This window comes from Epilithonimonas zeae (assembly GCF_023278365.1).
GTDB classification, from domain to species: Bacteria; Bacteroidota; Bacteroidia; order Flavobacteriales; family Weeksellaceae; genus Epilithonimonas; species Epilithonimonas zeae_A.
Genome location: NZ_CP075338.1, coordinates 3,150,683 through 3,174,428, shown reverse-complemented (window position 1 = coordinate 3,174,428; position 23,746 = coordinate 3,150,683). Strand labels below are relative to the sequence as shown.

The following is a 23,746-nucleotide window of genomic DNA, read 5'->3' as shown; positions in this document are numbered from 1 at the left end:
ACAAACATCTTATTTAGATTAATTTGAAATAAGCTATCTTTGTAGTCCAAAAATTTTAGTCTTGCAAACAAAACACATCGATAAACTCTGTTGTTTTCCGAAAAATAAAATCGGGAAAATTCTTGGTTATGATAATGAAAACCTTCAGATGCCAACCAAAATCATCGAAATGGGATTGCTTCCGGAAACCACTTTCAGAGTTCTATATCAAGCTCCTTTTAACGGACCGCTTTATATAGAATATGGTTCGGATAAAACCAAAATCGCCCTGAGAGAAGCAGAAGCAAGATTTATCCAGGTAGAAGTTTCAGAATAATGCAGGACAAAAAGCAAAAACAAATTCTTTTGGTAGGGAATCCCAATGTTGGGAAATCTACTCTTTTTAATATCCTTTGTAACAGAAAACAAAAAACGGGAAACTATGCTGGTGTTACAGTTGCCAGCCATTCCGGAAATTACATTTACAAAAACGAGGAAGTCGAGGTTATCGATTTGCCTGGTTCTTACAGCATCTATCCAACTTCTGAGGACGAAGCTATTTTTTCTCGTTATCTGATTCAGGAAGATTATTCTGGTGTTGTTTACATTGTCGACGCAATCAATATGAGAAGAAGTTTACTTCTCTTTCAGCAGATTCAGGATTTGGGAATTCCTGCGATTTTGGTTGTCAATCAAGTGGATGAAGCTGAAAAACGAGGGATTAAAATTGATATTTCCAAGCTTTCAGAGGTTCTGAACATTCCGGTTTTTGAGACTAACGCCAAAAATAATGTTGGAATAGAAACGGTTCGCGAAGCGGTTTTCAATAACGAGTTCAAAATTGCCAAGACCAACTCTTTCGAAATTCCATTAGAACAGAAGTCTTTGGTTTATAAGATTTCGTCTAATACCTCAGAAAAGAATCTTTACAAAATCTGGACACTGTTAGCAGCCGACACTTATCTTGGAAAAATTGAAAATATCCACGAAATCATCACTCAGGAAGATAACAAATGTAGTGTTCCAAAAAGATTACAAATCACAGAAACGGTAAGACGTTATCAGAATATTGATAAAATTACTTCTGAAATAACGGAGAAAAAACCTCAGTTAAAAGAGTTATTAACTGAAAAATTGGACAAAGTTTTGGTTCACAAATTTTGGGGTTACGTTGTTTTCTTATTAATCCTATTATTGATTTTCCAAAGTGTTTTCTTCCTAGCAGAATATCCAATGACTTGGATTGAGGATTTCTTCACTTGGTTATCAGAATTTTCAGGTAAGCATCTTCCGGAAGGACCAATCAATTCTTTAGTTTCCAGCGGAATTATTCCGGGAATTGGTGGGATTTTGGTTTTTGCGCCTCAAATTGGAATTCTTTTATATTTCCTTTATCTTTTGGAAGATTCGGGATATATGGCGAGAGTTGTTTTCCTGATGGATAGAATGCTGAGACCTTTCGGACTCAATGGAAAAAGTATCGTTCCTTTGGTTTCCGGGACAGCTTGTGCAATTCCGGCGATTATGTCTACAAGAAACATCGAAAACGTTAAAGAAAGATTGATTACGATTCTTGTAACACCTTTTATGACGTGTTCTGCGAGACTTCCGATTTATAGTATTATCATCGGATTGATTATTCCTGACGAGAATTTTTATGGTATCAAATACAGAGCAATCGCCTTGATGATAATGTATCTGTTAGGTTTTCTAATGGCTTTGTTATCATCATTTGTTCTGAAAAGTTTCATTAAAACTAAAATTAAAAGTTTCTTGGTAATGGATCTACCAACTTACAAAATGCCTTTGTTCGGATATGATTTCAAATTGGTATTGGGTAAAGTTTGGGAATTCATTTCGGGAGCCGGAAAAGTAATTTTCACAGTCAGTATTATTCTTTGGGCTTTGAGTTATTTTGGTCCGCCACAACATAAAAACGAAGTTTTAGCAACAGATTCTTCACTTGACCATTCTTATCTTGGAAGAATCGGAAGAACGATGGAGCCTGCGATTGCTCCGCTTGGTTATGATTGGAAAATGGGAATTGGAATCCTGACAAGTTTTGCAGCAAGAGAGGTTTTCGTTGGTACATTATCAACACTTTACAGTCTGGATGATGAAGCACCTGAAGGAAAACTGATCGAGAAAATGAGACTAGACGTTCATCCAAACGGCGAAAAAGTTTTCAGCTTTGCAACAGGCGTTTCGATTTTGATTTTCTATGCATTTGCGATGCAATGTATTTCGACAATTGCCGTAGTTTATAGAGAAACAAGAAGCTTGAAGTGGACAATGTTACAAACTGTTTCAATGACCTTTTTGGCATACTTTTCGGCGTTGATTGTTTATCAGATTTTAAAGTAATTTTAAAATGGACAATTCATTACTTATACAATATATTATAGTTGGCGTTATCGTTTTAGCTGCTGTTTATGCGATTGTCCGAAAATTCTCAAAAACGTTTTCTAAGAAAGACAAAGGAAAAAACTGCGGTCCGGATTGCGGATGTTCTTAATCCAGAATGTTTTTAGTATTTTAGTTTTAGAAAATTAGAACTAAACAATGCGGATTCTTGCTATTATTTTGCTTCATTTCTGCATTTTTACACTTGCACAAAATGACAGCATTAATAATAATTTGATTTCTTACCATGAAAAATTGATGCTTCGGCTAAATATTGATACGAATACAAATGAACTCGTCATCATATCCAAAGACTTAAGCATTACTCCAAGATTAGCACTCAACAATCAGATTAATACAACGATTGGCGTCGATTACAAATTCGTAAGTGCAAGCATATCTTTTGCGCCAAAATTTATAATCGGAAACAATAATCACCTAAAGGGAAAAAGCAGTTTTACCAGTTATACTTTCAGATTTTTTCCAAAAAACTTGATCCAGACAATTTCTTACAAAAACAGCAAAGGTTATTATTTGAGAAATACACAGGATTATATTGATAACTGGAGAAAAAATAGAGATTCTTATTTGACTTTTCCTAATTTGAGATTTCAGAGCTTCGGAGGTTCCACTTCTTACATTATTAATAAAGATTTTTCCTTGAAAGGAATTTACTATAAAAAAGAATGGCAAACGAAAAGCAATGGAAGTTTCGTTCCTGCTTTCAATTATGAATATGTTATATTCTCCGACATTCAGAATGATATAAAATCTCGTGAAAAACGTTTGGATCTGAGTGTAGATTTGGGTTATCATTACAATTATCTTCTTACAGAAAAAATCAATATTGCGCCTTATTTATATGGTGGATTGGGAAAAAAATGGAGCAATTATAAAAATGATGTCAATCAAAGTGAAAGAGATAAAGCTAACTATTTCACTCAAAACTTTGGCGCCGGACTTCATTTAGGTTACAATTCAGAGAAAATATTTTTTGGATCCAAGTTCAATTACGCTGGAAATCATTATAAAGATAATGGTTCAAACATTTATGAAAATGATTTCTACGTTCTCTTTTTTATTGGATATAGATTGAATCCGCCAGCTAAAGTGAAGAGAATTTATGATAAAATTAAAGACAAAATCCCAGCGTTGTAATCTTAAGTTAAAACTCAAATCACTTCTTTTTAATACATTTGCAATCAGAAAAAAAACCTTAAAATAAATGTCATTAATAAAATCAATCTCCGGAATCCGAGGTACTATCGGCGGAAAAGTAAATGATAACTTGACGCCGCTTGATGTGGTAAAATTTGCTTCGGCATTCGGAACTTGGCTTCAGAATAATAAAAATAAAAAAAACTTAACCCTAGTTATCGGAAGAGATGCTAGAATCTCTGGTCAAATGGTTTCTTCTTTGGTCGCTTCTACATTGCAAGGTTTGGGAATTAATGTAATTGATTTAGGTCTTTCCACAACGCCAACTGTAGAAGTAATGGTTCCTGAACTAAATGCTGACGGCGGAATTATCCTGACCGCTTCTCACAATCCAAAACAATGGAATGCTTTGAAATTACTGAATGATAAGGGCGAATTCATCAACGGAGAAAACGGTGCAGAAGTTTTGGCTTTGGCAGAAAATGAAGACTTCAATTATGCAGAAGTGGATGATCTGGGAAAATATGAAACCAGAGAAGACGGTTTTGATATTCATATTCAGAAGATTTTGGAATTGCCTACTGTAGATGTAGAAGCAATAAAAGCTAAGAAATTCAAAGTAGTTTTGGATGCGGTTAATTCTACGGGAGGAATTTCTATTCCACCACTTTTGGAAAAATTGGGTGTTGAAGTTGTGAAGTTATATTGCGAACCAACAGGACATTTCCCCCACAATCCGGAACCTTTGAAAGAGCATCTTGGCGACATCTGCGACTTGGTAAAAAAAGAAGGTGCAGATATGGGAATCGTGGTAGATCCAGATGTTGACAGATTAGCTTTGATTGATGAAAAAGGTGAAATGTTTGGCGAAGAATATACGTTGGTTGCTGTTGCAGATTATCTTTTGAAGCTGAAAAAAGGTATTGCTATTTCTAATCTTTCTTCAAGTCGAGCTTTGAGAGATGTTGCTAAAAATCTGGATTCAGAATATTTTGCAAGTGCTGTTGGAGAAGTGAATGTGGTAAATTTAATGAAAGAAAAAAATGCTGTCATTGGTGGCGAAGGAAACGGTGGAATCATCTATCCAGAGTTACATTACGGAAGAGATTCTTTAGTAGGCGTTGCTTTATTTTTGACGCATTTGGCTAAAGAAAACAAAACCGTTTCTGAACTGAGAGCAACTTACCCAAGTTATTTTATGGGTAAAAAGAAAATAGAATTGACACCGGATATCGACGTTGATGCTTTATTAATCAAAGTTCAGGAAGAATATAAAAACGAAGAAATCTCAACAGTAGACGGCGTGAAAATTGATTTTGCTGAAAATTGGGTTCACTTGAGAAAATCTAATACAGAACCGATTATCAGGATTTATACCGAAGCTTTTTCTCAAGAAGAAGCGGATAAATTGGGCGATGATATGATTGCGAAAATCAGAAGTCTGATATAAAATATTTTCATTAATTTTAATAAAAATTATATAAGATGCTTACCCTCAATACAATTCTTGAAGAAATAAAAGATGTTCCGGTGAATAAATTGGAAGAACTTCACCTTTTTATTAAGACATTAATTTCAAAGAATGAAAATTATGACGATACGAAACTAACGGATTGGCAAATTGAATTAATAAAAGAAGGAGAGAAAGATATAGAGGAAGGAAGAGTAATATCGCACGAAGATTTTTTGAAATCTTACGATAGATGAGAAAAATAGAATGGACAAACCGGGCAAGGAAAGAATTTGACAACACATTCAATTTTTGGATTAATCACAATAAATCTGATAGTTATTCTGAAAGATTATTAGATGAAACACTTAAAAAGATAAATCTTATTGCAGAGAATCCTTTAGTTGGCGAAATTGTTTCAAGCAATTCAAGAAGAGTTTTGGTACTTGAGAATTTTTCAATCGTTTACCGAGCTAATAAGAATTCAGTTAAAATCAATGCATTCTTTGACAACCGAAGAAATCCAAATTCATTATAAAAAAAGGAAGCAAAATTTGCTTCCTTTTTTATTTAGTTAAATCGCTTCTTTATAATAAGCTACAAACTCACGCAATATTGAATAAAAATCTCTCATTTCGAAATAATCTGGACTCGCACTTTCAATATTCTTAAAACCTTTATTTCTAAACAGTTTCTTCGTTCTGGTTTGATGAAAATACTGAGAAACAGAAATTGCACTTTTGAACTTCAAACTATCCATCATTCTTAACGTATTCTCAACAGTTTTCTCTGTATCATTTCCGTAATTATCGACTAATATTTTCTCTTTGGGGATTTTATTTCCAATCAAATATTCCTGCATTTTGTTTGCTTCCCAAAAACCTTCTTTACCTAATCCGCCACTAACAATTATTGTCTTAACACGTTGTTGATTGTATAATTCTATACTCTTATCAAGACGGGCTTTCAATCTTTCGGACAAAGTTCCATCTCCATTAATTTTATTTCCCAGAACAACGGCGACATCTGCATTTTGATGTTTATCATTAAGTCCGTCAATTGTCATATAAATCGAATGGATTAAAAACCAAACGACAATCACTAACAAAATCGATTTAATTATTTTATAAAATCTTTGCATCAAGAATTTGGGATTAATACTCCATTTTCCTCAACTTCTTAGAAGTCGCTCCAATAAATAAAGCTGTCAAAACCGTCATTGTTCCGCCAAAAACTACAGAACGTACAACACCCATCAGTTTTGCCGTCAATCCGCTTTCAAACTGACCCAATTCATTACTCGACATAATGAAAATCGAATTTACACTCAGAACACGTCCACGGATTTCTTCCGGGGTTTTCAACTGGACAATTGTTCCTCTAATCACTACACTTATTCCGTCCAACATTCCACTTAAAACTAAGAATCCAAATGATAGCCAATATAGTTTTGACAATCCAAATCCAATAATACATAATCCAAAACCTGTTGCAACACAAAGCAAAATCTTCCCTTGATTTTTCTTCAATGGAACTAGCGATAATGTAATTATAATCAACATTGAACCGATATCAGACGCCGCATTCAGCAATCCAAAACCTTCCGACCCAACCTTCAGTATATCACTTGCAAAAACCGGAATCATCGCCACTGCACCACCAAAAAGAACAGCAAACATATCCAGCATTTGAGCACCAAGAATTTCCTTCGTTTTAAAAATATAAGCCAAACCTTCTTTCATACTTTCAAAAACTTTTACATCCTTCTTTTTATTCTCAGACTGTTGTTTATTGACTGTCCAGAAAAACAAAGAAGCAATGGCCATACTGGATACAATCACAACCAAAGTCCATTTGATGCTAATCAAAGCAATCAAAAATCCACCTAAAGCGTGCCCCGAAACGGATGCAATCAGAAAAGTCGCTTGATTCAACGTCACAGCATAGGGCAGATTTTCCTGCTTCACAATCCTCGGAATCATAGATGGAACAAGCGGCCCTAAAAACGAACGCGAAATGCCTGTAAAAAAAATCACAGCATAAATAAAATAAGTAATCTGGTGTCCCGTAAAATGCATTCTGTGTCCGAAAAAAGCAGGAATGAGAAGCAGACTTATCAAAATCACATAAGCATAATTACAAATCAACAACAGTTTTTTCTTCTCGTTCATATCGATAATATGACCAGCGTAAAGAGCGCAAGAAACTGCCGGAATTACTTCAGAAAGACCAATTAATCCAATGGAAAAAGGATCTTTTGTAAGTTGATAAACCCACCAACCTAGCAAGGTTGCGAGCATCCTGAAAGCGATGATAAGGAAAAATCTTCCTGTAAGAAGATGACGAAATTCTATATTTTTTAAAACTCGAAGTGGTGTAAAAGAAATCATTATGCAAAAGTAGTCGTTGTACGCCAATTACTTCCACATAAAACCATAAATTTTCAGGAGCTATTTCCCGCTATCCGCTCATACTCCTCGTCCCAGCGCTTTGCCAAACCCAAATCCTCCAACTCTCCCACTCCACTGCGGGGTAACCGCTTCTATCGGGGCTAGTCAGAACCGTTTGTCAAAAATCAGAATATTTTCAACCAAATCAGATTGAACATTCTCAGATTATAAAATTTTAGTAGTAATAATAATCAGATGTAGAATTGTTAACTAATGCGGCGATTAGCGCAACAAAACCAGCTACACCCACAACGGAGCCAACAACAATAGCAGTTGTTCCTTTGGAATTATTCTTTTTGATGACTCTGATATCATTTTTTGCAATAGTCACTTCCTGGTTATTAGCAACGCCGACAATTTTGTCATCTTCTACAGCAGAAACCCGAACCTTATATTTAGGTTTATTGTTCTCATAGAATGTATATCTTTTTCCTGTTTCGACTGCAGAAAAATCATTCTTATTGATGTTATTTCTGTAGATAGCTGTAGTGCAAGATTGTAAAAGCAGAAGCAAAGAAATAAGAAAAGAAAAAGTTTTCATTGTAAATTTAGTTTCGCCAAATATACTGCAATTTTCCTATCATTTGCCAGGCGCGGAATTTTATTTTGTCCGCCTAATTTTCCTTCAGATTTGGCATAATCCTGAAAAGCATTCTTCTTCAATTTTGTAATAATCAAAGGCTGCAGAATATTTCCGGAAATCAAATCATCATAATAGGTATTTCTTTGTCTGAGTTGTAAATCCAATTCAGATTTGAAAGCGTCAAAATTTTGTGGTTCCTTTTCAAACTCGATGAACCATTCGTGATAAGGTAATCCTTCCACTGGATTCACTTGCGGCGCGAGATGGAATTCTGTAATCTGAGCCGGAAATTTCTCAACCGTTGCTTTCAAAGCTTCTTCCACTTCAAACGCAATCACGTGTTCTCCAAAAGCAGATGTAAAATGTTTCGTTCTTCCACTTACCAAAATCCTGTACGGATTTTTATCAATAAACCGTACAACATCTCCAATCGAATAAGCCCATAGACCTGAATTAGTCGTCAAAATCAAAGCGTAATCTTTATTCCGTTCAACGTCTTTCAATGTTAATCGTTCTGCATTTGGCTTTCCGTATTGTTCGAGTGGAATAAATTCGTAGAAAATTCCGTGATTGGTCAAAAGCAATAATCCTTCTTTTGTATAATCATCCTGAAACGCAAAAAAACCTTCCGAAGCCGGAAAAGTCTGAACGATGTCAACCGGTTTTCCCAACAATTCGTTCATCTTGTCTCGATAAGGTTCATAGTTTACTCCACCTGTAATAATCAGTTGAAGATTCGGAAAAATTTCAGTGATTTTTTTGTTGTGTCTGTCAATTAGTTTTTCAAAGTACATAATCAACCAAGGTGGTATTCCGGAAATCAAAGTCATATTTTCATTCTCGGTTTCTTCTACAATTTTATCGACTTTTGTTTCCCAATCTTCAATGCAATTGGTTTCCCAGCTTGGCAGTCTGTTCTTCTGAAGATAATTCGGAATATGATGGGCGACAATTCCTGATAATCTTCCGGTTTTTATACCATTGACTTCTTCCAGTTCCGGAGAACCTTGAAGAAAAATCATTTTCCCTCCAACAAAATCTGCATTATTCTTTTTCCCGATGTAATGGAAAATAGCACTTTGAGCAGCAGCAACCTGAAAAGGCATCGCTTCTTTAGAAATCGGAATGTATTTGGAGCCTGAAGTTGTTCCGGATGTTTTGGCAAAATATTCAGGTAAATCAGGCCAAAGGATTTTAGATTGACCTTTTTTTACTTTTTCGATGTAAGGTTTCAAATCTTCATAATCTGCAACAGGAACATTCTTCTGGAAATCTTCAATAGATTGTATAGTTTCAAACTGATGTTCTCTTCCGAATAATGTTTTCTCCGCTGTTTTGACCAAATCTAAAAGCAAATCCTGCTGATCTTTGATCGCATTGATTTTAAAATTTTTGGATTTTTCTATATGTTTTTTTGCCCAAATAAGGGCAATATTTTTCTTGATGAAATTTAGCATTGATGAAATTTTCAATTGTCAAATTTAGAGTTTTCCAGTGTAATAGTTGTGTATATGTGTATTTTTTAAACGCAAAGTCCGCAAAGGTTTTTTGTTATTATTGAAAATATATTCTACGGAGTCAAATAAATATTAATAAACACAGGACTAAATATTTACAAATAGTTTTGTGTTTTTTAAATAAAATGATTACTTTTGCACCTCGAATAATTATAAAAATTTATAAACAATGTTTGCAATTGTAGAAATAGCAGGGCTTCAATACAAAGTTGAGCAAAACCAAAAGTTGTTTGTGAACCGTTTGAAAGGAGATAAAGGTGCGAAAGTTTCTTTTGACAAAGTTCTTCTTACTGTAAACGGTGCAGTAACTGTAGGTGCCCCGGCTGTAAACGGTATCGCCGTAGAAGTAGAAATTCTTGACCACGTTCAAGCTGACAAAGTAATCGTTTTCAAAAAGAAAAGAAGAAAAGGTTATGCTAAGAAAAATGGTCACAGACAACAATTAACTCAAATCCAGATTGTTTCTATCACTGGTTTTGACGGTGCGAAAAAAGAGGCTAAAAAAGCAGCTCCTAAGAAAGCCGCTAAAGCTGAAGTAACAGAAACCAGCGAAACTGCTGAATAATTTTTAACCCAAAAAGCTTAAAATAAAATGGCACATAAGAAAGGAGTTGGTAGTTCCAAGAACGGTAGAGAATCTCATTCTAAAAGACTAGGTGTTAAGATTTTCGGAGGACAAACTGCAGTTGCAGGGAACATCATCATCAGACAAAGAGGTACTCAACACCACCCAGGTGAAAACGTAGGAATGGGTAAAGATCACACTTTACACGCTCTTGTTGACGGTACTGTAGTTTTCAGAAAGAAAGCAAACAATAGATCTTTTGTATCTGTTGAGCCAAACGCATAAATCACAAGCGTTTTATAAAATAAAAAATCCCGACTTTTGTTGGGATTTTTTATTTTATTTGTAGCGAGACTTATTCTAAAGTGATTCTAATTGTTCGTCTGTAAACTCCATGTTATGGAAAACATTCTGAACGTCATCATCTTCTTCAAACCGCTCCAGCATCTTCATATTAGCTTTGAATTGATCTTCTGTCATTCCTTTTGTATTATTCGGAATTCTTTGTAATTCGGCACTTTTAGCTTCGATTCCGAGTTCATCTAATTTATGCGACAATGATCCAAAATCTTCAAATGCCGTAGTAATCATTACTTCTTCCTCGTCTTTTTCTACATCCTCTGCCCCACCATCAATCATTTCCATTTCGAAGTCATCCCAATCCATTTTAACTTGAGCCAAATCAATAGTAAAAATTCCTTTTCTATCAAAAATGAATGCTAATTCACCATTTTTACCGAGACTTCCGTCAAACTTGTTAAAAATAGCTCTTACGTTAGCCACAGTTCTCGTAGGATTGTTTGTTGTACATTCTACAAAGAAAGCAACACCTCCTTGTCCGTATCCTTCATAAGTGACTTCCTCATAGTTTTCTGCATCTGCGCCACTTGCCTTTTTAATTGCTCTTTCGACATTGTCTTTTGGCATATTAGCGCCTTTAGCATTCTGGATGCATCTTTTAAGAGCAGGATTGGAATCTGGATCAGGACCACCAGCTTTCACAGCCAAAGCAATGTCCTTTCCAATCTTTGAAAATGTTTTGGCCATCTTATCCCATCTGGCCATTTTTGAAGCTTTTCTATATTCGAACGCTCTTCCCATTACAGTTTTTATTTTATACTACAAAAGTACTGAAATCTGAAAACAAAAAAAATACCTCCAATAAAATTGGAGGTATTTATATTTAGAAATAATGTTTAATTATTTTCTTTTTTTAGTAGCTTTCTTTTTAGCAGGAGCTTTTTTAACTACTTTTTTCTCTACAACTGGAAGATCTGATTTTTGAAGAGCATCCCAAGCTGCACCATTTACAGCTTCAACAACTACTTTTCTATCAGCTTGTCTTTCAGCATCAGAAGCTTTTTCAGAAACTTTAGCATCTCTTTCTCCAACTCCAACTGATTTCAATTGGCTTGCAGATACACCTTGAGCTTCTAAAGCAGCAACTACAGAAGCAGCTCTTTGTCTAGATAATTTCAAGTTATAAGCCTCAGCTCCTTTAGCATCAGTGTGACCCGTTACTAAGAAAGTAGCATCTTTAGCACCTTTAAGAATTTCAGCAGCTTGGTTAATTTTACCAGCAGATTCTGGTCTTAACGTTGCTTTGTTGAAATCAAATAAAATGTTTGTAAGAGCACCTGTTGCTTCAGTAGCATAAGCTTCAGCAGGTTTAGGACAACCTTGGTATTCTTTTAATCCAGGAACTGTAGGACAAGCATCATCTTTGTCTAATACTCCGTCTCCGTCAGTATCTGGCCAAGGACAACCTTTGTTTTCAGCTGGACCAGGAACGTCAACACAAGCATCATCTTTGTCTAATACTCCGTCTCCGTCAGTATCTGGCCAAGGACAACCGTTGTTTTCTTTTGGACCTGCTACATCTGGACATTGATCGTCTTTATCTGGAACTCCGTCACCATCTGTATCCGGACATCCTTGGAATTCTGGTAAACCTGGAGTGTCTGGACAAGCATCATCTTTATCAGGGATACCATCTTTATCTCTATCTGTGTTACCAAATCTGAACAACAATGAAGCAGAAGCTTGCCAGAAGTTAGCAACATTAGACTTATCTACAGGAGTAGTTACATAATCTCCTTGAACACCTAAACCGAAGTTTTTAGTTACCCAGAAATTGATACCTGCACCTGTACTAACAGTGAAGTGGTTTGCTTTTCCAGTCAAATCACCATCTTCATTATAAGCAGGATAGTATTCTCCTTTTGTATCAGTTTTAGGGAAAGTTAAAGCAGTATAATCATGTCTCAAATAGTTAGCACCAACTCTCAAGTACGGATCAAACCAAGACTCCTCATCCCACAACAAACCTGCAGCTTTAAATTGAACCCCAAGACCTGTCATTAGGAAAAATTCCTTATCCATAGCAAATCTTTTGTTATCAACATTACCAACAGTAGTTTGCCAGTCTAACACAATACCTTTACTAAGGCTTCTTGCAACTGTCAATTTTGAAAGTGGTGGTGTAATTGAATACTTGGAAACTCCAAATAAATTGTCTTTAAAATTGTTGAATGAGAACGTATTGCTGAAATTACCTCTTTGAGCAACGTGATTCACTCCATGAGCACCTACACCAATAACCCACTTATTGGTAGTAGTTTGTGCGAAAACAGTAGAAGCAACAGTAAGTGCTAATGCTGAAATTCCTAATTTTAGATTTTTCATAGAATTAAATGATTAAATAATTGATAATGCAAAATAAATATAATTTTTCTTTATAAACAAAGTTTTTTTAACTTTTCTTTAATAGACGCTGGATGTTTACTTTATTTTCTCTATCCTTTATAGCCTCTCTCTTATCGAAGAGTTTTTTACCTCTGGCTAACGAAATGAGCAATTTTGCTTTCCCATGATTATTGATATACAACTTCAAAGGTATTATAGTATTACCAACATCCTTTAACTTTTTTTTAAGTTTTTGCAATTCGTAATGATGCAGTAACAATTTCCGTTCCCTTTTTGTTTTGTGGTTGTAAAAAGTTCCTAATTTGTACTCATCTATCATCATATTAATGACATACAGTTCATCATTTATGAACTGACAGAAGCTTTCGGTGATAGATGCCTTAGAAGAACGCAAGGATTTTATTTCAGTTCCGGTCAAGACAATACCAGCCTCATACTCGTCCAGAATCTCATATTCAAAACGGGCACGTTTGTTAAAAATGTTAACCGACTTTTCTAATTTAACTTTCATTAAGTCTAATTTATATAAAATTTAGGACACTTCAGTATCCCAACTTATTTTCGTATTTTTGCACAAATTTACAAAACTATATGTTAACAGTATCTAATATATCTTTACAGTTCGGGAAAAGAGTACTCTTCGACGAAGTTAATATAAAATTTACAAAAGGAAATTGTTATGGTATTATCGGTGCCAATGGTGCCGGAAAATCAACTTTTCTTAAGATCTTAAGCGGAAAGCAAGATCCAACTTCAGGTCACGTTTCTCTTGAAAACGGAAAAAGAATGTCTGTCCTAGAGCAGGATCACTTTGCCTATGACAATTTCACAGTTCTTGAAACAATTCTTAGAGGTAACAAAAGACTTTTCGAAATCAAGGAAGAGATGGATGCGCTTTATGCTAAAGAAGATTTCTCTGACGAAGATGGAATCAAAGCTGGAGAATTAGGCGTAATCTATGACGAAATGGGTGGATGGAATTCTGAAGCCGATGCACAAACTTTGCTTTCAAACGTTGGAATCACGGAAGATATGCATTATCAGTTAATGAGCGAATTGGAGAACAAAGACAAAGTAAGAGTTCTACTTGCTCAGGCTTTATTCGGTAATCCCGATGTGTTGATTCTGGATGAGCCTACCAACGACTTGGATATTGCAACAATCGCGTGGTTAGAAGATTTCTTGGCAGATTATGAGAATACGGTAATTGTGGTTTCTCACGACCGTCACTTCTTGGATACGGTTTGTACGCACATCGGAGATTTGGATTATGCAAAATTAAACTTATACACCGGTAACTACTCTTTCTGGTACCAAGCTTCTCAGTTGGCAACAAGACAAAGAGCTCAGGCTAACAAAAAAGCAGAAGACAAGAAAAAAGAATTACAGGATTTCATCGCGAGATTTAGTTCAAACGTAGCAAAAGCTAAACAAGCAACCGCTCGTAAAAAGATGATCGACAAGTTGAATATTGATGACATCAAACCTTCATCAAGAAGATATCCGGCAATTATCTTTGATGTTGAAAGAGAAGTTGGAGATCAGATTCTAGATGTTAAAGGTCTTGAAAAAACCAAAGACGGCGAATTGTTATTCTCAAACATTGACCTTAATCTTAAAAAAGGTGACAAAGTAGCTGTTCTTTCCAGAAACTCATTAGCAATTACAGAGTTTTTCGAAATCTTAGCTGGAAATATCGAAGCTGACAAAGGAAATATTGCTTGGGGCGTTACAACAAACCAATCTCATATGCCTTTGGACAATACAAACTTCTTCCAAGATGATTTGAACTTGGTAGATTGGTTAAGACAATTCACGAAGAACGATGAGGAAAGACACGAAGAGTTTATCAGAGGTTTCTTGGGAAGAATGTTATTCTCCGGAGACGAAGCGCTTAAGTCTTGTAAAGTCCTTTCCGGAGGAGAGAAAATGCGTTGTATGTTCAGTAGAATGATGCTTCAGAAAGCGAATGTTCTTCTACTGGATGAGCCAACCAACCACTTAGATTTGGAAAGTATCACAACCTTGAACAACTCTTTGAACAACTTCAAAGGAAACATCTTGTTATCTTCTCATGACCACGAATTGTTGGGAACGGTTTGTAACAGAATCATCGAGTTGACTCCAAAAGGAATCATCGACAGAGATATGACTTACGACGAATATCTTGGAGATAAAAAAATCAAAGAATTGCAAGAGCAGTTATATTCTTAAAGAATTAATTGGGGCGTCTTTATCCGTCCTCCGCTCCCGCTTTTTTGTCTCGTCTCAAGAGACAAGACAAAAAAAGCTCCGCTCAGGCCGGGACGCGCTTCGCAAAATTGAACATTTGTCAACAAAACAAATTTTCGTCAGAAAAATAAATATTCAAAAAGCGTTTCGGTATGAAACGCTTTTTTTAATTTTAGAGAAATATACCAACCTTATGAATTCTCTAAAATATCTTTTTCTATTTCTGCTGATTCCATTTCTTGGAAATTCACAGACCAAAGATTCTCGTTACCAGCCAAAACCTTACGTTCAGCTCAAACATCCTGAATGGAGCAAAAACGCAACGATTTACGAAGTCAATATTCGGCAATATACCAAAGAAGGAACTTTCAAAGCGTTTGAAAAACATTTACCAAGACTCAAAAAAATGGGTATTGATATTCTTTGGCTGATGCCAATCCATCCTATTGGAGAAGAACATAGAAAAGGAAAACTAGGAAGTTACTATTCCGTAAAAGACTTCAAAGGGGTGAATCCAGATTTTGGAACTTTGAAGGATTTGAAAAGCTTGGTAGATAAAATTCATTCGATGGGAATGTATGTGATTATCGATTGGGTAGGGAATCATTCCGCCTGGGACAATCCTCTGACAAAAGAACATCCGGATTGGTACACGAAATCGAGAGAAGGTCATTTCCAACCAACACCTTGGTACGACTGGGATGACGTGATTGACTTCGATTATAACAATCCAAACTTCCGAGAATATATGACTGGTGCGCTGAAATATTGGGTAAAAGAAGCCAATATCGACGGTTACCGATGCGATGTTGCCGGTTTCATTCCGGTTGATTTTTGGGAAAATGCCAGAGAAGAATTGGACCAAATCAAGCCTGTCTTTATGCTCGCCGAATGGGAATCTCGTGATTTGTACAGAAAATCATTTGATATGACTTATTCCTGGTCGCTTTGGGATAAACTGAAATTGGCGACAACAGGCGGAAAAGGTGCTAATGCTTTATACGAATATATGGCGCACGATGTGGGAAGTTTCCCTTACGATTCTTACCGAATGTTGTTCACAGATAATCACGATAAAAATTCTTGGGAAGGCAATCAGTTTTCTAATTTCGGGAAAGGATTAGAAACTGCTATGGCACTTTGCGGAACAGCCAACGGAATGCCTTTGGTCTACAGTGGACAGGAAGCTGGATTGGACAGAAGCCTCGAGTTTTTTGAGAAGGATGAAATTGTGTGGAAAGACCACAAATTCTACGGAATGTATCAGAAATTATTTGACTTGAAACATAAGAATCAAGCGCTCTGGAATGGAAAATGGGGTGGAGAAATGATTCGGATAACTAACAATCAGATGAGTGATGTTTTGTCTTTTTACAGAGAAAAAAATGATGATGCGGTTTTATCGATTTTCAATTTTTCTGATAAAAGTTTAACAACTTCTGTTGATACCAAATATTATTATGGACAGTATAGAGAATTGTTCACGGGGAAGATTTTCAATATCAATTCTGAAAAAACTGCTTTTAATCTAAAACCTTGGGATTATTTGGTTTTAGTAAAGAATTAATCTGGAGCGTAGAATCTTGTGCAGCCCGACCTGAGTGGAGCTCATCCGCTGCAGGCGGATAGCGGGAACGGAGGGCGGAAATAGCTGCCCAAATAAAAATCTTAAATGACTAAAATTAAAAAGCTGCCGAAAGGCAGCTTTTTTTATTTTGTCAACTTTGCAGTTGGTAAAGTAACAGTTCCGGGATCTTTCCAGAGACCATCTTTCTCTGCTCTTTTCTTGATTGCTTCGGCTCTCTTTCCACTATCAGGATGCGAATTAAACATCTTTTGGAATCCTGATTGTTGGCTTCCTTCTGATAACAAAGCCAATTTTTTGAAAGCGGTGTAAGCTCCTACAACATTGTAACCATTAGACTTCATAAAGTCATAAGAATAAGTATCAGCTTCCGATTCCTGTTTTTTGCTGTGAGATGCATCCATGATTGCATTTGCCATCTGACCTAATTGGCTGTCATTAAGCGTAGCAACCGTTTTTGAAGATGCTGAAGCTGCATCGAGAGCAGCCGCCTTTAAATAAGCAGATTTGATAGCATCTTTTGTATCCTCGTTCTTAACGTGACCAATCTCGTGACCTATCACTGCAAGAAGTTCATCATCTGTCATAATATCCATCAACGAAGAAAATACTCTTACGCTTCCATCTGCACAGGCAAAAGCGTTAATGTCCTTTACTTTGTAAACTTTGTAATTCAAATTAAGTCCGTCTTGGGATTTGTGTTTTGCAAACAGTTTGTTGAGACGAACTGTGTAAGGGTCTTTTGCGCCGGCAACCGGATTATTTTTATCCATCCAATCAACAGATTCTTTGGAAAGTTTGATGGCATCCGCATTGGTAAATGTTAAAGCGGAAACACCTTTTCCTGCAGCTTTTGTGACGTTTCCAAGGTTAAATTGAGCATTCATAAAACCTACTGTTCCCAAAAGGAAAAGAGAGAGAATTGTTTTTTTCATAAAATTGTTTTTGAAATTATTATTTTTTATTAAAAAAATGAACATCAAAAATTCAACCAAACCAATCAACAATTTGAATTATTTTATGAAATAAAATATCTTAGAAAGTAGCCCTATCTAAACAAGACTGTTTTTGTCTGCGTAATTGAGTTTAAAGAAAATAAAAGTCATTATAGAGAATGCCAAAAGCGAACTTCCTCCATAACTAAAAAACGGCAAGGGAATTCCTACAGTTGGAAACAATCCCATAACCATCCCAAGATTAATCACAAAGTGAATCAATAAAATAGAAGCGAAACAGTATCCAAAAACCCGATTAAATGTTGATTTCTGATTCTCGGCGAGATAATAAATTCTACCTATGAAAATGGCATAACAAAGAATCAGAATTGTGCTTCCTAAGAATCCCCATTCTTCTCCAACGGTGCAGAAGATATAATCGGTTTCCTGTTCGGGAACGAATTTTCCTTGGGTTACAGAACCTTGTTTATAGCCTTTCCCCAACATTCCGCCAGAGCCAATTGCAGTTTTGGAATAAAGCAAATTATATCCGGATGTATCACGAAATTCCCTTTCCCCTTTGTACAAAACTTCAACTCTTTCCTGCTGGTGTTTAGGCAATTTTTCAAAAACAATTGGTGAAACGATTGATAAACCAGCTAATAAAACGATAATACCAATTGCCGGAAGTAGAGAATAAATATTTTTATGCAGCATTGCAACATTGAATACAACCCAAATTGCACCTAAAATAAGAATAATAACAGTGAAATACCAAAGGTCGATTTTCAATGGGTCATTCAGATAATTGGCAATAAGGAAAACACCTGCAAATAGTGTCCCAACTAAAAATAACTTTCCAGACAGCCCTTCTCTATATAAAGCTATTACGAAAGCCACAAAAACCAATAATGACCCAACATCCGGTATCATCAAAACGACAACTCCAGGAATTGCAATGATGGCTAAAGACGTAATTAATGAACGTTGATTATTGATATTAAAATCCTGATTGGAAACATAATTTGCTAACATCAAAGAAGTTCCGATTTTCGCAAATTCAACAGGTTGCATCGTAAAGCCTCCGAATTTGTACCAGTTTTTCTGTCCAAGAATTTCTGTTCCGAAAGGAAATAGTCCTATTAAAAGTAAAACACCACCAACATAAATGATGGCTGACATATTCTCAAAGAACTTAGTTCTCATAAAGAAGATAATCAATCCAACGAAGCAAGAGATTCCGAAGAAGATCAATTGTTTTTCTCCCAACTCCGCTTTCACACTATGAATGTTGATAATCGCAAACACACACAGCAGGATATATAATGTCATCCCCAATTTGTCAATACCTTCTGCCCACTTCATTATACTTTGGATTTTAGAGGTTTAACTTTGGAACTATCTTTCTTTAATTTTTTATCTTGAATTGCCTTCAGACTATCTTTAATTTTTTTCAACTCAATAGAGTCTTTAGGAGGTTCTTTGTACCAGCCCTTTCGCTTCATATCAGCAATATACTGCCGTTTATATTCCGGCATAAAACTAGAAGTAATCATTTTCTTGTAAAGATGTTCTCTTTTCAGTTCTCCCGTGATATATTTTTCAGCAATCGTCGTACAAGCCGGACCAGCCCAAGTAGCGCCAAATCCTGCGTGTTCCATTACAGCAGCAACCACAATTTTTGGTTTATCAGCGGGGGCAATCAATACAAAAATAGAATTATCTTTCCCTTGTGGAACCTGTGCCGTTCCTGTTTTTGCCAATTGCGTAAAATCTTTGGACATCAGACTTCTTCCCGTTCCTCTCAGCATCACCGCTTCCATTCCTTGTAGAACGACATTGTAGAAATGAGGATTCTGAACCAAAGTCATATGCTTTTTCTTGAATCTTGGATCTGGATTTGGTTTTCCATCAATAGACTTAACAACGTGAGGGGTATAGTACCAACCCTTGTTTGCAATAGCAGCAACAAAATTGGCCATTTGCATTGGTGTTAAAAGCACATCGCCTTGTCCCATACCATTATATATAGCTCCGGTTGGCATCTCGTCCCAATTTTTATAATCGGTCCGTTTAGAACCACTCGCTTTATAAATGGATTTCATTCTCTTTTCGTAAAACTCTCCGGAAGGAATTCTACCTTTTGCTCCAACAGCCAAATCATTATTAAGGAATTCTCCAACGCCAAAGCTATTGATGATCTTTTTCCATTCATCAACTCCTTTTGATGGGTTTCCTGGGTATTTTTTTATGATTGATATATAGGCATAAGTGAAATAACAGTTACTAGAAACCTGAATCGACGGAATCAAAGGATCTGCTCCACCGTGACCTTTGATGCTTTTACCACGATAGAAAAATCCTCTTCCACAAGGGAAAATAGTTTTATCGTCCATCACGCCCATTTCCATTGCAGCCAAAGCGGTCAGTAGTTTGAAAGTCGAACCAGGAGGATAAGCCGCCTGAACAGAACGGTCAAACGTAGGTTTGTTTTCGAAAATTGTATCGTTGGCTAATCGGTAAAGATTTCTGGATTTATTTGGTCCGGTAAAAAGATTGGGGTCTATGTCTGGACCGGTTGCCATTGTCAAAATTTCTCCATTATTTGGGTCAAGAGCTACAACTGCACCGTGTTTATTAACCAACATTTCCTCCGCCATTCTTTGCAAATCGTAGTCAATGGTTAATGTCAAATCTTTTCCAGTAACAACTTCTTTGTCAAGCTCTCCGTTTTTATAAGAACCGATACTTCTCTGGCGAATATCTTTTTGGATATATTTCATTCCTTTTTCGCCTCGAAGTTCTTTTTCGTAAGCCTTCTCGATTCCACTTTTTCCTACAATATCTCCAGGCAAATAATACAATGAATCTTTCTTGATATCATTGTCATTCACCTGATTCGTATAGCCCAATAGGTTTCCTGAAGTATTGATTTCATATTGTCTTTGCGGACGCGGAACAATTGAAAACGCTGGATACTTAAAAATCAATTCCTGAATTCTCGCCATATCTTCACGACTTAGATTTTTCATAAAAGTCATTGGTGTGAGCTTGGAGTAATATTTTTCCTTCTCGATATTTTTCATCGTTTTGATGAAATCCGGTTTAGAAATATTCAATAATTTACAAAAGCCAAGCGTATCGAAATCAGGTTTAAGAAGTGCTGCTGTGTACGAAATTTCAAATGCAGGCTGATTTCCAACAAGTATTTTCCCATTCCTATCAAAAATAACACCTCGCGGTGGAATGACGTATTCGATTTTAATGGATGTATTAGCTGCATTCAATGCATATCTATCTGTGAATAGCTGCAAATAAGAAAGCCTTGCAATAAAAATTAATGCAATAATAGAAAGCGCTAGAATGATTCTGAGGTATTGTGATTTCATATGTATTTTTCAATCTTTTCAGAGGACATATGCAACCTCGGTTTCAAAGAGAGTATTTTTTGGTTTTTGATAGACATTCTTTCGTTTCAGACTTTTTGTTTGATTTTAAAGGCTAATGTATAAGCTAATATAAATACAAACGAGATTATACTGGTAACTATTACATTAAATAAAATTTCAAAAAATCTGTCAAACTTAAAAAACTCGATGTGCTGCACCAAAAGCTGATGGATAAAAATACTGGTTATAATAAAAAATATGAACTGTGTCCACTGGATACTTTGGAAAGAGAAAAAATCCGTAGTCGTATCTGTAGATGTTCTGAATATAATTGTTCTAAAATATGCAATAACCGTCGTTGCAAAAGCATTGATTCCCCAAGTTCCTAAAAAAGCATCCACGCATAATCCCAATAAAAAACTCAATCCCAAAAATTGAAATTGATTACGGAAGAATGGATAAAACATTACAAACACAGGGTAAAGCACAGGAATGTATTGTCCAAACAATGCAATTCTGTTCAGAATAAAAACCTGAAAAGCCGTGAGTATTGCTATCAAAAGCAAATCTGAGGCAATGTTTCTACTGACCATCTTTTTTAATTTGAGCTTTTAAAGTATCATCTATTTTCTGAACTTCAGATTTTTTAAGATTTCTCACAACGTAAACAGTACTTAGTTTCCCAACTTTTTCACTTAGTTCTACAGAAACATCCCAAAATCCTGTTTTGCTGTCAACTTGATATCCTGCTACTGTTCCTACTAAAATTCCGGCCGGGAAAATTGATGACTTTCCATCCGTCACAACAGTATCACCAACTTTTAATGGAACATATTTCGGAATATCAGATAATGTCATCGTTCTGGAATCATCGCCTTTCCAGGACAATGTTCCAAAATAACCTGATTTTTTCAGCGATGCACTGATTTTGATTTTATTCGTACTCAAAACCGACTGAACCAAAGAATAATTATCTGATGTATTGATAACGATTCCGGCAATTCCACGTGGTGCAATAACACCCATTTTGGAACTCACGCCTTGCAAACGGCCTCTGTTGATTGTAAAATAATTATCTTTTCTATTGATGCTATTGAAAACAACTTCGCCATCAACGAATGTGTAAATCTGTCCGCCTCCAATCGTATCATAAACTCTTCGGAAAACTGGTTTGTCTAATTTTTCTTTTCCGTAAAGTTCTTTCATCAAAGCTTTGTTCTGAACAACCAGGTCTTCGTTGATTTGTTTTAATTTCAAATAAGAAGTTCCTTCGTCAATATAACCGGAAACCCAAGAATTAAACGCTGCAGTTTTCGCTGCCAAGAAACTTTGCTGCATAGAGTTTTTGCTGAATATCAGTACAATTGCAACCAATTGCAGGAATATGAAGAACACAAATAATGCATTCTTGGAAAAAAATCTCAGCAAAGCACCCATCTAAATTATAAATGATAATTGATAAATTATAAATGATTTGATATTAAGATCATGCTTACCAAACCATTAAATATATCTAATTTCTAATTCTAGCGAAAAATATTATTTAATTAGGAAATTGAATTTATCCATATTTTTAAGAGCAATCCCAGTTCCTCTTACAACTGCTCTCAACGGGTCTTCTGCCACGAAAACAGGAAGTCCTGTCTTTCTGTGAAGTCTGTCTGCCAGACCTCTCAAAAGAGCACCACCACCAGCAAGATAAATTCCGGTTTTGTAGATGTCGGCCGCCAACTCCGGAGGAGTTAAAGATAAAGTTTCCATTACGGCGTCCTCGATTCTGATAATCGATTTATCTAACGCTTTGGCAATTTCTTTATAGTTAACCATAATTTCTTTTGGCTTTCCAGTAATCAAATCTCTACCTTGTACAGGGATATCATCAATTGGAACATCCAATTCTTCAACTGCAGAACCAACTTCTAATTTGATTCTTTCCGCCGTTCTTTCTCCGATATATAAATTATGATGCGTTCTTAAGTAATAAGCAATATCATTGGTGAAAACATCACCTGCAATTTTCACAGATTTATCACAAACAATTCCGCCAAGTGCAACTACAGCAATCTCCGTTGTCCCTCCACCTATATCGATAATCATATTACCTTCTGGTTTTTGAACATCAATCCCAACTCCTATTGCAGCAGCCATTGGCTCATAAATCAAACGAACTTCTTTTGCATTCACTTTTTGAGCAGAATCTCTTACCGCTCTTTTCTCAACTTCAGTAATACCTGAAGGAATACAAATCACGATTCTAAGTGCCGGTTGGAAAAGTTTCCCTTTGATGCCCGGAATTTGTTTGATAAATTCCTTAATCATATGTTCTGAAGCGTGGAAATCTGCAATAACGCCATCCTTCAAAGGACGAACAGTTTTGATATCCTCGTGAGTCTTCCCTTGCATATGTTTTGCTTGCTCCCCAACGGCAATCGGCTTACCAGAAGAACGCTCTATCGCAACGATAGAAGGCTGATCCACAACGATTTTGTTATTGTGAATAATAAGCGTGTTCGCAGTCCCTAAGTCAATCGCAATCTCTTGCGTAAACATATCCAATATACCCATTTTGTTCAGTCATTATTAAGTTTACAAAGATATAAATTTAGACTTATTCTCTGTCCTGATTTAAAAATAATTTGGTTAAAATTTCCTTAAAATTTCAAGAATTTTTCACCACCGATAAATCTGAATTCCAATTAGAAATCAAAAATTATTACTCCTATAAAAATTCTATTAAAACATTGTTGTTCTTCTACGTTTTTGAACAGAGTTTATAGATTTTATCAATTTTCGA

Annotated in this window: 24 protein-coding genes; 11 read left to right on the top strand and 13 right to left on the bottom strand. The window is 35.8% G+C overall.

The annotated features are described in order from the left end of the window. Positions 1–61 precede the first annotated feature (61 nt). The 7 genes from KI430_RS14455 to KI430_RS14425 all read left to right on the top strand — a co-directional run bounded on the left by KI430_RS14455 (position 62) and on the right by KI430_RS14425 (position 5,528). Positions 62–316, top strand: coding sequence for a ferrous iron transport protein A (locus KI430_RS14455; protein WP_248875647.1), 255 nt, complete (start codon positions 62–64; stop codon positions 314–316). Next, positions 316–2,343, top strand: a complete 2,028-nt coding sequence (gene feoB / locus KI430_RS14450; protein WP_248875646.1) for a ferrous iron transport protein B — start codon at positions 316–318, stop codon at positions 2,341–2,343. Before KI430_RS14455 ends, feoB begins: the two co-directional genes overlap by 1 nt. A 7-nt stretch (positions 2,344–2,350) precedes the next feature. After that, the gene (locus KI430_RS14445; protein WP_248875645.1) at positions 2,351–2,494 is read left to right on the top strand and encodes a FeoB-associated Cys-rich membrane protein; all 144 of its coding nucleotides are present in this window, start codon (positions 2,351–2,353) and stop codon (positions 2,492–2,494) included. Positions 2,495–2,541: 47 nt separating this feature from the next. Further along, positions 2,542–3,540, top strand: coding sequence for a DUF4421 family protein (locus tag KI430_RS14440; RefSeq protein ID WP_248875644.1), 999 nt, complete (start codon positions 2,542–2,544; stop codon positions 3,538–3,540). 67 nt (positions 3,541–3,607) lie between these two features. Then, positions 3,608–4,990: a phosphoglucosamine mutase gene (glmM, locus tag KI430_RS14435; protein WP_248875643.1), complete on the top strand. Its 1,383-nt coding sequence runs from the start codon at positions 3,608–3,610 to the stop codon at positions 4,988–4,990. Positions 4,991–5,025: 35 nt separating this feature from the next. Next, entirely contained in the window at positions 5,026–5,247 is a 222-nt protein-coding gene (locus KI430_RS14430) for a hypothetical protein (RefSeq protein ID WP_248875642.1), read from the top strand. After that, entirely contained in the window at positions 5,244–5,528 is a 285-nt protein-coding gene (locus KI430_RS14425) for a type II toxin-antitoxin system RelE/ParE family toxin (RefSeq protein ID WP_248875641.1), read from the top strand. The genes KI430_RS14430 and KI430_RS14425 overlap by 4 nt, the downstream gene beginning before the upstream one ends. 36 nt (positions 5,529–5,564) lie before the next feature. Here KI430_RS14425 and KI430_RS14420 read toward each other — a convergent pair whose 3' ends face one another. From KI430_RS14420 to KI430_RS14405, 4 genes are all read right to left on the bottom strand, one after another. Further along, positions 5,565–6,131: a YdcF family protein gene (locus tag KI430_RS14420; RefSeq protein WP_248875640.1), complete on the bottom strand. Its 567-nt coding sequence runs from the start codon at positions 6,129–6,131 to the stop codon at positions 5,565–5,567. Between the two features lie 13 nt (positions 6,132–6,144). Continuing rightward, positions 6,145–7,380: an MFS transporter gene (locus KI430_RS14415; protein ID WP_248875639.1), complete on the bottom strand. Its 1,236-nt coding sequence runs from the start codon at positions 7,378–7,380 to the stop codon at positions 6,145–6,147. 235 nt (positions 7,381–7,615) lie between these two features. Then, positions 7,616–7,981, bottom strand: a complete 366-nt coding sequence (locus KI430_RS14410; protein WP_248875638.1) for a hypothetical protein — start codon at positions 7,979–7,981, stop codon at positions 7,616–7,618. Next, a complete protein-coding gene (locus KI430_RS14405) occupies positions 7,978–9,480 on the bottom strand; it encodes a GH3 auxin-responsive promoter family protein (RefSeq protein WP_248875637.1) in 1,503 nt (500 codons plus the stop codon). The genes KI430_RS14410 and KI430_RS14405 overlap by 4 nt, the downstream gene beginning before the upstream one ends. A gap of 229 nt (positions 9,481–9,709) precedes the next feature. On the opposite strand from KI430_RS14405, the gene rplU reads away from it, so the two are divergent. Both rplU and rpmA read left to right on the top strand, forming a co-directional pair. Next, a complete protein-coding gene (rplU, locus tag KI430_RS14400; RefSeq protein WP_074235725.1) occupies positions 9,710–10,105 on the top strand; it encodes a 50S ribosomal protein L21 in 396 nt (131 codons plus the stop codon). A 27-nt stretch (positions 10,106–10,132) separates the two neighbouring features. Further along, positions 10,133–10,390, top strand: coding sequence for a 50S ribosomal protein L27 (gene rpmA, locus KI430_RS14395; protein ID WP_074235726.1), 258 nt, complete (start codon positions 10,133–10,135; stop codon positions 10,388–10,390). A 75-nt stretch (positions 10,391–10,465) separates the two neighbouring features. Here the strand turns inward: rpmA and KI430_RS14390 are convergent, their stop codons facing one another. The 3 genes from KI430_RS14390 to smpB form a co-directional block, all read right to left on the bottom strand. After that, positions 10,466–11,206: a YebC/PmpR family DNA-binding transcriptional regulator gene (locus tag KI430_RS14390; protein ID WP_248875636.1), complete on the bottom strand. Its 741-nt coding sequence runs from the start codon at positions 11,204–11,206 to the stop codon at positions 10,466–10,468. A gap of 99 nt (positions 11,207–11,305) precedes the next feature. Continuing rightward, entirely contained in the window at positions 11,306–12,790 is a 1,485-nt protein-coding gene (locus tag KI430_RS14385; RefSeq protein ID WP_248875635.1) for an OmpA family protein, read from the bottom strand. A gap of 67 nt (positions 12,791–12,857) precedes the next feature. Continuing rightward, on the bottom strand, positions 12,858–13,322 hold the full coding sequence (smpB, locus tag KI430_RS14380) for an SsrA-binding protein SmpB (protein ID WP_248875634.1): 465 nt from the start codon (positions 13,320–13,322) through the stop codon (positions 12,858–12,860). 80 nt (positions 13,323–13,402) lie between these two features. Between smpB and KI430_RS14375 the strand changes: the two genes are divergently transcribed. Both KI430_RS14375 and KI430_RS14370 read left to right on the top strand, forming a co-directional pair. Beyond that, positions 13,403–15,025, top strand: a complete 1,623-nt coding sequence (locus tag KI430_RS14375; protein ID WP_248875633.1) for an ABC-F family ATP-binding cassette domain-containing protein — start codon at positions 13,403–13,405, stop codon at positions 15,023–15,025. Between the two features lie 211 nt (positions 15,026–15,236). Continuing rightward, positions 15,237–16,610 carry an alpha-amylase family glycosyl hydrolase gene (locus tag KI430_RS14370; protein WP_248875632.1) on the top strand — a complete coding sequence of 458 codons (1,374 nt, stop codon included), beginning with the start codon at positions 15,237–15,239 and terminating at the stop codon, positions 16,608–16,610. A 143-nt stretch (positions 16,611–16,753) separates the two neighbouring features. Here KI430_RS14370 and KI430_RS14365 read toward each other — a convergent pair whose 3' ends face one another. From KI430_RS14365 to KI430_RS14340, 6 genes are all read right to left on the bottom strand, one after another. Beyond that, positions 16,754–17,563, bottom strand: a complete 810-nt coding sequence (locus KI430_RS14365; RefSeq protein WP_248875631.1) for a M48 family metallopeptidase — start codon at positions 17,561–17,563, stop codon at positions 16,754–16,756. Between the two features lie 117 nt (positions 17,564–17,680). Further along, a complete protein-coding gene (gene rodA / locus KI430_RS14360; RefSeq protein WP_248875630.1) occupies positions 17,681–18,928 on the bottom strand; it encodes a rod shape-determining protein RodA in 1,248 nt (415 codons plus the stop codon). Beyond that, positions 18,928–20,952 carry a peptidoglycan D,D-transpeptidase FtsI family protein gene (locus KI430_RS14355; RefSeq protein ID WP_248875629.1) on the bottom strand — a complete coding sequence of 675 codons (2,025 nt, stop codon included), beginning with the start codon at positions 20,950–20,952 and terminating at the stop codon, positions 18,928–18,930. Before KI430_RS14355 ends, rodA begins: the two co-directional genes overlap by 1 nt. Before the next feature lie 86 nt (positions 20,953–21,038). Beyond that, the gene (locus KI430_RS14350) at positions 21,039–21,545 is read right to left on the bottom strand and encodes a rod shape-determining protein MreD (RefSeq protein ID WP_248875628.1); all 507 of its coding nucleotides are present in this window, start codon (positions 21,543–21,545) and stop codon (positions 21,039–21,041) included. Further along, positions 21,535–22,389, bottom strand: a complete 855-nt coding sequence (mreC, locus tag KI430_RS14345; protein ID WP_248875627.1) for a rod shape-determining protein MreC — start codon at positions 22,387–22,389, stop codon at positions 21,535–21,537. Before mreC ends, KI430_RS14350 begins: the two co-directional genes overlap by 11 nt. Before the next feature lie 102 nt (positions 22,390–22,491). After that, positions 22,492–23,517 (bottom strand): rod shape-determining protein, encoded by a 1,026-nt coding sequence (locus KI430_RS14340; RefSeq protein WP_027383133.1) that lies wholly within the window; start codon positions 23,515–23,517, stop codon positions 22,492–22,494. Between the last annotated feature and the right edge of the window lie 229 nt (positions 23,518–23,746).